The 12,762-nt window shown below is 74.1% G+C and carries 11 protein-coding genes; 7 read left to right on the forward strand and 4 right to left on the reverse strand.

Annotated elements, in window-relative coordinates:
• The first annotated feature begins 13 nt into the window (after positions 1–13).
• Positions 14–1,507 carry a peptidoglycan DD-metalloendopeptidase family protein gene (locus AB0G14_RS29080; protein WP_357702826.1) on the forward strand — a complete coding sequence of 498 codons (1,494 nt, stop codon included), beginning with the start codon at positions 14–16 and terminating at the stop codon, positions 1,505–1,507.
• 42 nt (positions 1,508–1,549) lie between these two features.
• On the opposite strand, the gene AB0G14_RS29085 is transcribed toward AB0G14_RS29080, so the two are convergent.
• The 3 genes from AB0G14_RS29085 to AB0G14_RS29095 form a co-directional block, all read right to left on the reverse strand.
• The gene (locus tag AB0G14_RS29085; RefSeq protein WP_357702808.1) at positions 1,550–1,837 is read right to left on the reverse strand and encodes a DUF1905 domain-containing protein; all 288 of its coding nucleotides are present in this window, start codon (positions 1,835–1,837) and stop codon (positions 1,550–1,552) included.
• Between the two features lie 106 nt (positions 1,838–1,943).
• Positions 1,944–3,128 carry a hypothetical protein gene (locus AB0G14_RS29090; RefSeq protein WP_357702810.1) on the reverse strand — a complete coding sequence of 395 codons (1,185 nt, stop codon included), beginning with the start codon at positions 3,126–3,128 and terminating at the stop codon, positions 1,944–1,946.
• Positions 3,125–3,640 (reverse strand): SigE family RNA polymerase sigma factor, encoded by a 516-nt coding sequence (locus AB0G14_RS29095; RefSeq protein ID WP_357702812.1) that lies wholly within the window; start codon positions 3,638–3,640, stop codon positions 3,125–3,127. The genes AB0G14_RS29090 and AB0G14_RS29095 overlap by 4 nt, the downstream gene beginning before the upstream one ends.
• Before the next feature lie 181 nt (positions 3,641–3,821).
• Here AB0G14_RS29095 and AB0G14_RS29100 point away from each other — a divergent pair, with 181 nt between their 5' ends.
• Complete coding sequence (locus AB0G14_RS29100; RefSeq protein ID WP_357702814.1) at positions 3,822–4,766, forward strand: ATP-grasp domain-containing protein; 945 nt, start codon at positions 3,822–3,824, stop codon at positions 4,764–4,766.
• Here AB0G14_RS29100 and AB0G14_RS29105 read toward each other — a convergent pair.
• Positions 4,696–6,564: a transketolase gene (locus AB0G14_RS29105; protein WP_357702828.1), complete on the reverse strand. Its 1,869-nt coding sequence runs from the start codon at positions 6,562–6,564 to the stop codon at positions 4,696–4,698. The genes AB0G14_RS29100 and AB0G14_RS29105 overlap by 71 nt on opposite strands.
• A 236-nt stretch (positions 6,565–6,800) precedes the next feature.
• Here AB0G14_RS29105 and AB0G14_RS29110 point away from each other — a divergent pair, with 236 nt between their 5' ends.
• From AB0G14_RS29110 to AB0G14_RS29130, 5 genes are all read left to right on the forward strand, one after another.
• Positions 6,801–7,676: an SPFH domain-containing protein gene (locus tag AB0G14_RS29110; protein ID WP_357702816.1), complete on the forward strand. Its 876-nt coding sequence runs from the start codon at positions 6,801–6,803 to the stop codon at positions 7,674–7,676.
• A gap of 315 nt (positions 7,677–7,991) precedes the next feature.
• Positions 7,992–9,623, forward strand: a complete 1,632-nt coding sequence (locus AB0G14_RS29115; RefSeq protein ID WP_357702818.1) for a serine/threonine-protein kinase — start codon at positions 7,992–7,994, stop codon at positions 9,621–9,623.
• A gap of 44 nt (positions 9,624–9,667) precedes the next feature.
• A complete protein-coding gene (locus AB0G14_RS29120; protein WP_357702820.1) occupies positions 9,668–10,783 on the forward strand; it encodes a hypothetical protein in 1,116 nt (371 codons plus the stop codon).
• A 141-nt stretch (positions 10,784–10,924) separates the two neighbouring features.
• A complete protein-coding gene (locus tag AB0G14_RS29125; protein ID WP_357702822.1) occupies positions 10,925–11,884 on the forward strand; it encodes a hypothetical protein in 960 nt (319 codons plus the stop codon).
• 200 nt (positions 11,885–12,084) lie between these two features.
• Positions 12,085–12,762 (forward strand): MFS transporter (locus tag AB0G14_RS29130; protein ID WP_357702824.1); only part of this gene is annotated, 678 nt, incomplete at its 3' end.

The following is a 12,762-nucleotide window of genomic DNA, read 5'->3' on the forward strand; positions in this document are numbered from 1 at the left end:
CCGCCGACTGGGCGTGGCGCTCGTGGCCGCCGTGGTGACGTGGGCGGCGCTGGCCGTGGCGGCCGGCACACCCGCCGGCGCCGTCGCGCCCACCTTCAAAGCCCCGTTCCCGTGCGGGCAACGGTGGACCTACAGCCACCACAGCAGCGAGGTCCGCCAGGCGCTGGACTTCGTCCGGGCCGACGGCGGGGTCACCGACGGCACCCCCGTGCTCGCCTCGGCAGCCGGCACCGCCTACCGCTACTCGCAGCCCAGCGGCGCGGGCAACTACATCGCTATCGAGCACGGCGGCGGATGGAAGACCTACTACTTCCACCTCGCCGCCTACTCGGTGGCCAACGGCGCGACAGTCGCCCAGGGCCAGCAGATCGGGCTGACCGGCAACACCGGCAACTCATCCGGCGCGCACATCCACTACGAGCAGCTGTACAACGGCGTCGGGCAGAGCATCGTCATCAACGGCATCTCCCTCGCGCCGTATCCGGGCTCCTACCACCAGCGGTACCTCACCAGCGACAACTGCGGTCGCCCCGCCGAGCCCGTCGCCGGTCGGGCGTTCGGTTTCGGCGACGGGCAGCACGTCGTGGCGGTGGGTGCGGCGGGGTCGTTGGTGAACCTGTCGTGGTCGCCGGGTGCGGGACTGGTGCGGGCGGACTGGGGCGGGGGCCCGCTCACGGGCAAGGCGGTCGGGTATTCGCACGCCGGTCAGCAGCACGTGTTCGCGCGGGGGAGCGACAACACGTTGCGACACTGGTGGTTCGGGCCGGGCATGGCCTCTCCCGGCTTGGACGACTGGAACACGGTCGGGCGGGTGATGTCGAATCCGACCGGCTTCGCGTACGGCAGTCAGCAGCACGTGTTCTACCGCAATCCGGAGGGGAAGCTGGAGCACCGCTTCTACGACCTGAACACGGGCCAGATCGCCGGTGGGGTGTGGCCGGGTGGTGGGTTCGTGGGGAACCCGCACGCGTTCGTGCATCGGGACCAGCAGCACGTCTTCGCCCGTACGGCCTCGGGTGGGTTGATCCACTGGTACTGGTGGCCGGGCACCAGTCCGGGCACGGACAACTGGGGTGTGACCTCGGGTGTGGCGTCGGATCCGACCGGGTTCTCCTACGGCGGCAACCAGCACCACGTGTTCTTCCGCAATGCCGACGGCAGGTTGCAGCATCGGTTCTTCGACGATCCGTCCGGCACGCTCAACGGTGGCGTGTGGCCCGGTGGTGGGTTCGTGGGGAACCCGCACGCGTTCGTGCACCGCGATCAGCAGCACGTCTTCGCCCGTACGGCTTCGGGCGACCTGGTCCACTGGTACTGGTGGCCGGGGATCAACCCGGGCGTCGACGACTGGGGCGCTCGTGGTGTGGTGACCGACGACCCGGCGGGACTGTCGACTCCCAACCAGCACCACGTGTTCTACCGGACGACGAACGGCACGCTCGAACACCGCTTCATCGACGACACCACCGGCCGACTCACCACCGACAACTGGGGCGGAGCGCTGTAGGGTCCCGGCCGGGACGCCTCCGGCCCGACCCGGTCACCCGGGTCAGACGTCGACGACCAGGCGCACCGTGACGGTGTCTCCGACCGCGAGCCCTTCGGCCTCGCGCACCCCGGCCTTCACCGGCACGAGGTAACGCCCGTCCTTCGGGAACAGCGACGTCCGCCACCCGGTGCCCCCGATCCGGGCCGTCACCGGGATCATGCCCCAGCCGTAGCTCACGGACGCGCAGGTCGCGTTCAGCTCGTGGGAGTCGTCCTCCGGCACGGTGACGAAGTGCCACGGCGCGGGGCCCCTCCAGAAGAACATCTCGCCGCTGAACTCCACGTCCATCGGCTCAGCATAGGGCCGCGAACTTTCGCGGCGGCGGGCCGAGGCTGCCGGTGACGGTCGTCGCGACGGCAACCCCGGCCCGGCCGCGCCTACCCGGGTCGGAGTGTCACCGGCAGCGCCACACCACCGGGACAGCCCGGGGACCGCCGACCGACCCGCCACCCGCGACGAGGCGACCGTCCCGGCTGATCGCCACGGCGTAGTTGGACATGTCGGTGTCGTGGTCGTGCAGGTCCGGCAGCGTCACCATGCCCTGGTGGCTGGCGAGCAGTCCCTGCCCCTCCCGGCTGCCGACGAGCCAGCCGTCGGCGCTGACGCCGCGACCGCCCATCCGCATCCCGGGGAAGGTCTGGACCTCGCCGGTGCGCAGGTTCCACCGCGTCGGGACGTCACCGCGTGGTCCTTTCGCGGTGCCGGCCACCCAGTCCTCGGAGATCGACATCGCGCGCGTGGCGACGGCCCTCTCGCCGTCGACGACCGGTGGCGGCAGTTCCCGCAGCGTGCCGTCGGGCAACCAGGCGTACGCCTGGAACAGGGTGGTGCGCTGGCGGTTGAGCGTGCCGACGATCGTGCCGTCGGCGGAGATGTCGCTGGCCTCGCCCTCCCAGTCGCCGTCCGGCATCGGCAGCACCGTCGGTTGGTCCGTCGGGGTTCGCCAGACCAGGGGCTGTCGGAGCCCGTTCGAACCGACCACCACACCGCCCTCGTTGATCGCGTTGGCCCTGGTGGACTGCCCGGGCAGGTGCGTCACCGCGCCGTCGCGGTAGATCCACGCCCGTTCACCGACGACGCCGCTGACGCCGACCGCCTCGCCGCGGGAGTTGATGTCGGTGGGCAGTTGCTGGTCGCCCGGCACCGGGATCACCTGAAGGCGGCCGTTGTCCCAGATCAACATGTCGAGACCGGTGCCGCCGCGGCCGGGGTTCGTCCGACCCACGATGTGGCGACCGGTCGGATCCATGCCGATCACCATGTCCATGACGCTGCCCGCCGGCACCGGCAGCCGCTCGACCGGGCAGGCCGTGGGCAGGCCGCGCGGCGGCTCCGACCTGGACGCGGCCGGCGCCGGATGGGTCGGACGTCGTACGGCGTCGATCACGGCGGGGGCGGCCACGACCGCCAGCGCGGCGACCGTCGCCGCCGCGGACACCCGGATCCGCGTGGTCCGTCGTCGGGCCGCTCGGCGGCCCGCCTGCACGATTTCCTCGGCGGAAAACCGAGGCCCTGGCGCGATCGAGTCGGCCCGCCGCTCGAGTGCGTCGGCGAGTCCCCGGTCCGGTCGGTCGTTCATGGCGTCACCGCCCCCTTCTGCGCATCCTGTTCCTCCAGTTGGCGGCGTAGCGCGGCGAGACCCCGCGACGCGTGGCTCTTCACCGTGCCCCGCGAGATGTCCAGCACCTCGGCGATCTCCGCCTCGGCCATGCCCTCGTAGTAGCGCAGCACCAGCACGGCCCGCTGCTTCGGCGGCAGCGTCAGCAGGCGCTGCCACATCGCGTCGTGCTCCAGGCGCGCGTCCGTCTCGTCCACGCCGCCGCGGTCCGGCACCGTGTCGACCGGTCGCTCCCGGTACGCCCGGCCCCGCCACCACGACGTCGCGGTGGTGACCAGCGCCCGCCGCACGTACCCCTCGACCGCGGCGGGGTCCCGGATGCGCGACCACCTGACGTACGTCTTGATGAGCACCGTCTGGAGCAGGTCCTCGGCCCTGCCCCGGTCGCCGACCAGCAGGTAAGCGCTGCGCAGCAGCGCCGCCGAACGCGCCGCGACGAACGACCGGAACGCGTCCTCGGCAACCTCGTCCATCGAACCTCCACACCGCCCTATCCGACTGCTCGGACTAAGGACGCAGTCGCCCGCCGATCGGTTGTCCTGGTGCGCGGCGACGGGCAGTCGCCGTCGACCGGCACCACCGCCGGCACCACCGCCGGCATCGCCGACGGGAACGCGGTCGCGTCCCACGGGCCGATCGGGCAACATCCACCGAATGCTGTTGATCGTTCCCGCGGACCCGCTGCGGCCGCGTCGTCCGGATGACCACTTCGCGCCGGAGACACGCGCGGCCCGGGACGCCGGCGTCGCGGTCGCCCTCGTCGACCACGACGCGTTGGCCCGTGGCGACGACGTGCCGCGGGCGGTGTCCCGAATAACGGTGGAGGGCGAGGCCGTCTACCGCGGGTGGATGTTGCGCAGCGAGCGGTACGCCGCCTTCGCCGCAGCGCTGGCCGGCCGTGGCGTCACGCTGCGGACGAGCGCCGAGCAGTACATGCGAGCCCACGAGCTGCCCGGCTGGTATCCCGACCTCGCCGAATTGACGCCGCGTACGACGTGGACGGTCGGGACACGGCGCGCCGACTTCGAGCGGGCGCGGTGCGACCTCGGCGGCGGGCCAGCGGTGCTACGCGACTTCACCAAGTCGATGAAGCACCACTGGCACGAGGCGGCGTTCATCCCGAACCTGGACGACGGTGACGCCGCCTGGGCGATCGCGAGCCGGTTCCTCGACCTGCGCGCGGAGGACGTCGTCGGTGGCCTCGTGCTGCGCCGGTTCGAGCGGTTCGCCGGCGCCGAGGTCCGCACGTGGTGGATCGACGGCGGCTGCGTCCTGGTCGGCGCGCACCCGGACAGCCCGCACGACACCCCGCCCGCGGACTTCGACCCGCGTCCGCTGGGCGCGTCGATCGCGGCGCTGCGGTTGCCCTTCGTGACGGTGGATCTGGCCCTGCGCGCCGACGGGGTGTGGCGGATCGTCGAACTCGGCGACGGGCAGGTCAGCGACCGGCCGGTCACCATCGCACCGGAAGCACTCGTCGGCGCTCTGTTCACCGACCCGGCGGCGCGGCCACCCGTCGCCCGCCCGCTCAGTCTCGGGACAGCGCGGCGCGCGACGCCGCGACGATCGCCTCCACCCCGATTCCCGCCTGGTCCATGAGCTGGCTCGACGTCCCGGACGTGGGCAGGCCGCGGACGGCCAGGTGCGTCACCCGCACCGGCTCGGCGAGGTCGGCCAGCGACTCCAGCACGGCCGAGCCGAGGCCACCCTCCGGATAGTGGTCCTCCACCACCACCAGCCGGCCGCCGGTGACCCGGACGGCGTCCAGTAACCGCTGCCGGTCCAGCGGCTTCACCGAGTACAGGTCGATCACCCGGGCCGCGACGCCCTCGCCCGCCAGCCGGTCCGCGGCGGCGAGGCAGTTGTGCACCGTCACCCCGGCCCCGACCAGCGCGACCCGGTCGTCGTCGCCGCCGCGCAGCAGCTTGCTGCCGCCCACCGGGAAGTCCTCGTCGTTGCCGTACAGGACGGGGTACGCGCCCCGGGTCGTCCGCAGGTAGGTGATGCCCCCGCAGTCGACCATCTCCCGCACCAGGGCCGCGCAGGACACGGCGTCGCTGGGGTAGAGGACGGTCGACCCGTGGACGGCGCGCATCGCCGCCAGGTCCTCCAGCCCCATCTGCGAGGGGCCGTCCGCCCCCACCTCCACCCCCGCGTGCGAGCCGGACAGGGCGATGTCGGCCCCGGAGATGCCGGCCATCCGGATGAAGTCGTAGGCGCGGGAGAAGAAGGCCGCGAAGGTCGAGGCGAAGGGCCGGTACCCGCGCACCTGCAACCCGACCGCCGCGGCGACCAGCTGCTGTTCGGCGATGAACATCTCGAAGAACCGGTCGGGATACTCCCCGGCGAACCGGTCGGCGCGCGTCGAGTCGCTGACCTCGCCGTCCAGCGCGACCACGTCCGGCCGGGCGCCCAGCGCGCGCAGCGCGTCACCGTAGGCGTTGCGGGTGGCGACCTTCGCCCCCCGGTCGTACCGCGGCAGCTCCGGTGGCGCGCCGGCGGGAGCGGCGGGCGGCGGAGCGGCCTCGGGGAGTGGGCCGGCGACGCGGATCTGGCGTACGCCGCCGAGCGCGTCGACGGCGCGGTCGGCCAGGTCCGGCTTGAACGGCTTGCCGTGCCAGCCCGGCTTGTTCTCGACCTCGGGTACGCCCTTGCCCTTCACGGTCCGGGCGAGCACCACGGTCGGGCCCGTCGCCTGCCGGGCGCGGCCCAGCGCCTCGTCGACGGCGGCGAGGTCGTGACCGTCGACGACGACCGCCTGACAGCCGAACGCCTCGACCCGCCGCCGGTAGGTGTCCAGGTCCCATTCCAACTCGGTCGGCCCCCGCTGCCCGAACCGGTTCACGTCCACGATCGCCGTCAGGTTGCCGAGCCCGTAGTGGCTCGCCTTGTCCAGCGCCTCCCAGATCGAGCCCTCGGCCGTCTCGCTGTCCCCGCACAACACCCAGACGTGGTACGGCAGCCGGTCGAGGTACCGGCCGGCCAGCGCGATCCCGACACCGACGGGCAGCCCCTGGCCGAGCGCGCCCGTGGCCACGTCGACCCAGGGCAGCACCGGCGTCGGGTGCCCCTGCAGACGCGAGCCGAACTGGCGGTAGGTCTCCACCAGCTCCTCGTCGCTGATCACCCCGGCCGCCTTGAACACCGCGTACAGCAGCGGCGAGGCGTGGCCCTTGGAGAAGATCAGGTGGTCGTTGGCGCGACCGCCCGGATCCGACCAGTCGTAGTGCAGGTGCCGGGCGACCAGCACGGCGAGCAGGTCCGCGGCGGACAGGCTGGAGGTCGGGTGACCGGACCCGGCCCGGGTGCTGCACCGGATCGCGTCCACCCGCAACTGCGCGGCGAGCTCGCCCAGCTCGGTGATCTCGTCGGCGCGGAGAGTGCGCTCTGCTTCCATCGTCACCGGCATCGCCTCCAGCGATCGGCCTTCCTCGGCCCGGTGCTGCCGGACCGCCCGACCCACGGCCGGGCAGTCCCCGCCGGCCTGCTCCCCGTACCGTAGCCAGGAAATCGGCCCGGCGTCCGGCAACCACCGATCTGCCCCGAGGGGCGCCGGCGGCCGACCGGAAGGCAGGACTATCCGGCGACGCAGCGGGAAAGGGGCCCCGGGGAGCCGAACGGATCGGGGGTGCCGTGGAAGCCGTCGTGATCGGCGTGGTGATCGTGATCGTGGTCCTCGCGCTCGTCGGCGCCCTGAGCGTCCGGCTCGTGCAGCAGTACCAGCGCGGCATCGTCTTCCGCTTCGGCCGCGTGCTGCAACCGGTCCGCGAGCCCGGCCTGCGCCTGATCGTCCCGATCGCCGACCGGATGGTCCGGGTCAGCATGCAGACGACCGTGATCGGCGTGCCCCCGCAGGGCGCCATCACCCGGGACAACGTCACCCTCACCGTCGACGCGGTCGTCTACTACCGGGTCGTCGACCCGGTGAAGGCGCTGGTCAACGTCCGCGACTACCCCGCGGCCGTGCTCCAGGTGGCGCAGACCGCGCTGCGGTCGGTGATCGGCAAGGCCGACCTGGACACCCTGCTCGGCGACCGGGAGCGGATCAACACCGAGCTGAAGGCCGTCATCGACGCGCCGACGGAGAAGCCGTGGGGGCTGCTCATCGAGCGGGTCGAGGTCAAGGACGTCGCGCTGCCCGAGGGGATGAAGCGGTCGATGTCCCGTCAGGCCGAGGCGGAACGCGAGCGCCGCGCCCGGGTGATCGCCGCTGACGGCGAGTACCAGGCGTCCCGCCGGCTCGCCGACGCGTCCCGGGCGATGGCGGCCACCCCCGGGGCGTACCAGCTCCGGCTGCTGCAGACCGTCGTGGACGTGGCGGCGGAGAAGAACAGCACCCTGGTGATGCCGTTTCCGGTCGAGCTGCTGCGCTTCTTCGACAAGTTCACCCGCGGCGCCGAACCCGCCCGCGACGCCGAGCCGCCGGCGGCGCAGCCCCCCACGGCGGAGCGCGCCGCACCGGCACCCACCGCCGCGCCCGGCGACGGCCGCCGCCGACCCCCGGCCTGACCCCTCGCCGGCCCGGCGTGCCGACCTCGGCGCGCCGCCGCCTCCGTCGCCGGTTCGCCCGGCCGCCCGGGTACGACCACCGCCCGCACGCCGGCCGAGCCGGCGGGTGGCGGCCCGCTCGGCGACGACGCTTGCGAGAGGGTGCTAGGAGTAGCGGGTGTCCGTTACCGACCATGCCACCACCCCGCCGTGCCGCGCGGGACGTCCGGAGCCCGGAAGCAGCCGTTGCGCCGATGGATCCACCGCCCGGCGCGACCACAATGGCCACCGAGGCAGCCACGGAGGCTGTCCGTTCCGGGGTGGGGAGGTGAGCGCGTGACCGGCTGGCAGGTCTCGGGCTACCGCCCGGTCCGGCAGCTCGGCGCCGGTGCGTCCGGCCGGGTGGACCTCGCCGTGCACGACGCGACGGGCACCCCGGTCGCCATCAAGTACCTCACCGGCAGGATCGGTGACGATCCCTCGTTCCGCACGGCGTTCCGGGACGAGGCCCGGCTGCTGGCCGAGATCGACGACCCGCACGTCTCCCGGCTCTACGAGTACGTCGAGTCGCCCGCCGGCGCGGCGATCGTCATGGAGCTGGTCGACGGCGTGTCGCTGCGGCAGATGCTGCGCGCGCACGGCCCCACCACCCCGGAGTCGGCGCTGTGCGTCCTCAAGGGATCGCTCGCCGGGCTCGGTGCCGCGCACGCCAGGGGCGTGGTGCACCGCGACTACAAGCCGGAGAACGTGCTGGTCACCGCCGAGGGCACCAGCAAGCTGGCCGACTTCGGCATCGCGATGCCGGTCGGGGAGACCTCCGGGGTCAGCGTCACCGGCACCCCCCGCTACATGGCCCCCGAGCAGTGGATGGGCGCCCCGGCCAGCCCGGCCTGCGACATCTATGCGGCCACCGCCACCTTCTACGAGTGCCTCACCGGTCGGCCGCCCTACGACGGGCGGGACCTGCTCACCCTGCACCAGCAGCACGCACGGGCGCCGATCCCCACCGACCCGGCTCCCGAGCCGGTGCACGACCTGCTGCGGCACGGCATGGCCAAGCAGCCGGCCGAGCGACCGCAACCCGCGCAGGTCTTCCTCGCCGTGTTGGAGCAGGTGGCGGCCGGCGCGTACGGACCGGAGTGGGAGGAGCGCGGCCTGCGCGAGCTGGCCCGCCGGGCGGCCCTGCTCGCCGCCCTCTTCCCGTTCCCCGACGGCACCGGCGGGGCCACCAGCCTGGCCAGCACCGCGCTGGGTGGGGGCACCGGCCGGTGGACCTGGCTGCGCGCGGGCCGGGCCCGCGCGGCACTGGTCGGCAGCGGGCTGGTCGCCGCGCTGCTGGTCGGCGGGGCCGGGCTGAGCTACGCCAGCCGCGACGAGACCGTGCCGGCGGCGGCCCCGCAGGCGACGGCGGGTCCGACCGGCGAGGCGTCCGCCCCGGCCGCCGCGCCGCCCACGCCGACGGCGGTGGCGACCCCCGTCCCGGCGCCCACCGCCACGCCCACCGCGCCGACCGCGACGACGGCCGCCCCGGAGCGTACTCCCGGCACGAGCGCGTCGTCGTCCCCGTCCGCTTCCGCCTCGCCGACCGCGTCGGCCAGCCCGCCACCGCCGGCGGACAACGTCGCGCCCTCCGTCGGTCAGGTCGCGGCAAGCCCGACCGAGCTCGACCCCAAGGGCTGTCCGTACGGGCCCACGTCCAGCACCGTCTCGGCCGTCGTCTCCGACGACCGTACGACGGCCGGGAGACTGCGGGTCAGCTTCCGGTACACCCTGGACGGCCGCACCACGGAGGTGCCCATGACGGCCGACCGTCGTGGACTGTTCCGTGGCGTCCTGCGCGACCTGCCCCGGCCGGGCAACAGCACCCGGATCCCGGTCCGGGTCGTCGCGGTCGACGAGGCCGGCAACGCCTCGCCCGAGAGCTCGCCGGTCCACGTGACGCTCTACCCGTTCTGCACCCCGGGCTGATCGGTGACCCGGATGTCGACCACGATGACGGAGGGCGGGCCGCCGTGACCCAGCCGAACGACCAGACCGAGGCGCTGCCCACCCACCGGCTGCCCGTCGACGGCGCGGCGACCGCCCGGCTCGACGGCTTCCCGCAGCCGACCGGGCCCACCGCACACCCCGCCTCCGACGAACCCACCGCGCACGTGAGTACCGGCGAGCCCACGGCACACCTGGCCTCTGGTGACCCGACGGCCTACCTGGGCTCCGGCGAGCTCACGGCGTACCTCGGCTCCGGCGAGCCGACCGCGCCCCTGTTCGGCGGCGCGCCGACGACGCGGCACCCGGCCGTCGGAGTCGGCACGGCCCACCTGGCCCAGGGGGAAGCGACGGCGCACCTGAACCTTGGGGAGGCCACCGGGCACCTCGGCGGGGGAGAGCCGACGGCGCACCTCGCGCCGGGGTGGCCGGTTGCCCCGCCCGGCGGTCCCGTGCCGTCCCCGCGCGTGGACCCCGGCCGGCTGCCGGTCGATCCGGGTGGGCGGTCCGGGCCGTGGACGGCGCAGCCGAGCGGGCAGGAGCCGACGGGCCCGGTGACCGCGGTCGGGACGGGGCGTACCACCGGGGCCGGGCCGGGGACGGTCTTCGGCGGGCGCACGGGAGCGTCGCCCCCGCCCGCGGGCGGGGAGGTGCGGTTCGGGCCGGGCGTGCCGGCCACCCCACCGGTCGCGCCCGCCTGGCCCGTGCCGACGCCCCCGCGCCGGCGGCGGTCGGCGTGGCGGAGCGTCACCTCGGTGCTCTCCACCGTGCTCACCGTCGCGCTGCTCGTCGCCGTCGGGCTCTATCTCTGGCAGCGGATCAGCCCTCTGGAGGTCACCGGGGCCACGGTGGCGGTGCCGCGGCCGGCCGGCGACCGGTGCGACGTCACCGTCGACGTGGTGGCCACCGTGTCGACCAACGGCCGGGCGGGAGAGATCCGCTACCAGTGGCTGCGCAGTGGCAGCGCCCCCGGCAGCCTGCTGACCGAGCGGGTCGGCCGCGGCCAGCGCACCGTCGAGTTGACGCTGCGCTGGGCCTTCAGCGGCGTGGGCACCACGACCGAGACGGCCACGGTCAACATCACCTCGCCGTCCCCGGTGCAGGCCCAGGCCCCGGTCGCCTACGACTGCCGACGCCGCTGATCCTCCCGGCCAAGCGGGCGCGCGCCGCCCGCCGGCACTGTCGCGTCGACGCGCCGCCGACCGGCGCCGACCGGTGTTTCCCCGGCCGGCGCTGAGGGTAGGTCGGCCGCGACGAGACGGACACCCGTGTGGAGGATTCCCATGAGAGACGACTTCGGCGACGCGGTGGGGGACGCCCTCCGCTCGGTGCTGCTGTTCCTGCCCAAGGCCGTGGCCTTCGTGGCGATCCTGGTGGTCGGCTGGCTGATCGCCAAGGCCGTGCTCAAGATCGTCGACAAGGTGCTGGAGCGGGTGGGCTTCGACCGCGCGGTGGAGCGCGGCGGGATCCGCCGGGCCCTGGCCCGGTCCCGGTACGACGCCAGCGACATCGTCGCCAAGCTCGCCTACTACGGCGTGCTGCTGGTGACCCTCCAACTCGCGTTCGGCATCTGGGGCCCGAACCCCATCTCGGACCTGATCGCCGGCGTGATCGCCTGGCTGCCCCGTGCCTTCGTCGCGATCGTCATCGTCGTGGTCGCCGCCGCGATCGCCAACGCCGTCAAGGACATCATCAGCGGCGCCCTGGGCGGGCTGTCGTACGGCCGCATCCTGGCCACCATCACCTCGGTGTTCATCCTCGGCCTCGGCGTCATCGCCGCCCTCAACCAGATCGGCGTGGCCACCGCCGTGACCACCCCGGTGCTGGTCGCCGTGCTCGCCACCGTCGGCGGCATCCTCGTCGTCGGGGTCGGCGGCGGTCTGGTCCGTCCGATGCAGAGCCGCTGGGAGTCCTGGCTGACCCGCGCCGAGCAGGAGTCGCAGGTGATCGCCACGCACGCCCGCGCCTACCAGGCCGGCCGCCGCGACACCGAGACCCACCTGACCGAGCCGGACGCCGACGCCACCCAGGTCGTCCGTGCCGGTGAGCCCGCCGGCCCGGCCGTGGACGCCGACGCCACCCAGGTCGTGCCGCGCCCCGCCGGCCCGGCCACGCCCCATGTCGACCCGGACGCCACCCAGGTCACCTCGACCGGCGCCACGGTCCCGGCACAGCCGACCGGCCAGGACGCCGAGGCCACCGTGGTCATCCCGCCGACGGGTCAGGAGAAGTTCCGCCGCTGAACGCGCCGCCGCGTTCCGGGGTGGGATCCGCGCGGGTCCCGCCCCGACGCGTGTCTCGGTGAGGCATGGCCGTCAGGGCCGCCGCCGTCTAACATCGCCGGCATGACGTGGCGATGTTGATGAACCGCTGACGGTCGCCCCCGTGGGCCGCCGCGGACGCCGTACGTCCGGCGTCCGCTTCGTCTCCACGGGAAGGCTTCATGACTGTCCACACTGCGCGCGTGCCCGATCCGCGTGTCCGCCGGCTGGCGGCCATCCTCTACGGCTACGCGTTCCTCGGTGAACTCGTTCTGCTCTATCCGCTGTACGCGCTGCTGTTCAGCGACACCGGCCTGTCGGTCTGGCAGATCTCCTCGCTGTTCGTGATCTGGTCGGCCAGCAGCATCCTGCTGGAGGTGCCCTCCGGCGCCTTCGCCGACGCGGTCTCCCGGCGGCTGCTGCTCGCCCTCGCCCCGCTCGTCACCGCCGCCGGCTCCGCGCTCTGGGTGCTCGTCCCCTCGTACCCGGCCTTCGCCGTCGGCTTCGTGCTGTCGGGCGCCGGCGGTGCGCTCGCCTCGGGTGCGCTGGAGGCGCTGGTCTTCGACGAACTCGACCGGCTCGACGCCGCCGGCCGGTACGCCCGCGTCATCGGCCGGGCCAGGACGGCCGAGACGCTCGGCGTGCTCGCCTCGATCGTCCTGGCCGGCCCGGTGTTCGCCGTCGGCGGCTACCCGGCGGTGGGCGTCGCCAGCGTGCTCGCCTGCCTGCTCGCCGCCGCCGTCGCCACCCGCTTCCCCGAACGCCGGCGGCGCGACGCCCCGGTGGCCGCTGCCCCCGCTGCCGGCGCGCAGCCACTGCACCAGCGACCGGGCGCCGGCCTGGGCCACCAGCATCACCCA

The organism is Micromonospora sp. NPDC023814 (assembly GCF_040639595.1).
Classification (GTDB): domain Bacteria; phylum Actinomycetota; class Actinomycetes; order Mycobacteriales; family Micromonosporaceae; genus Micromonospora.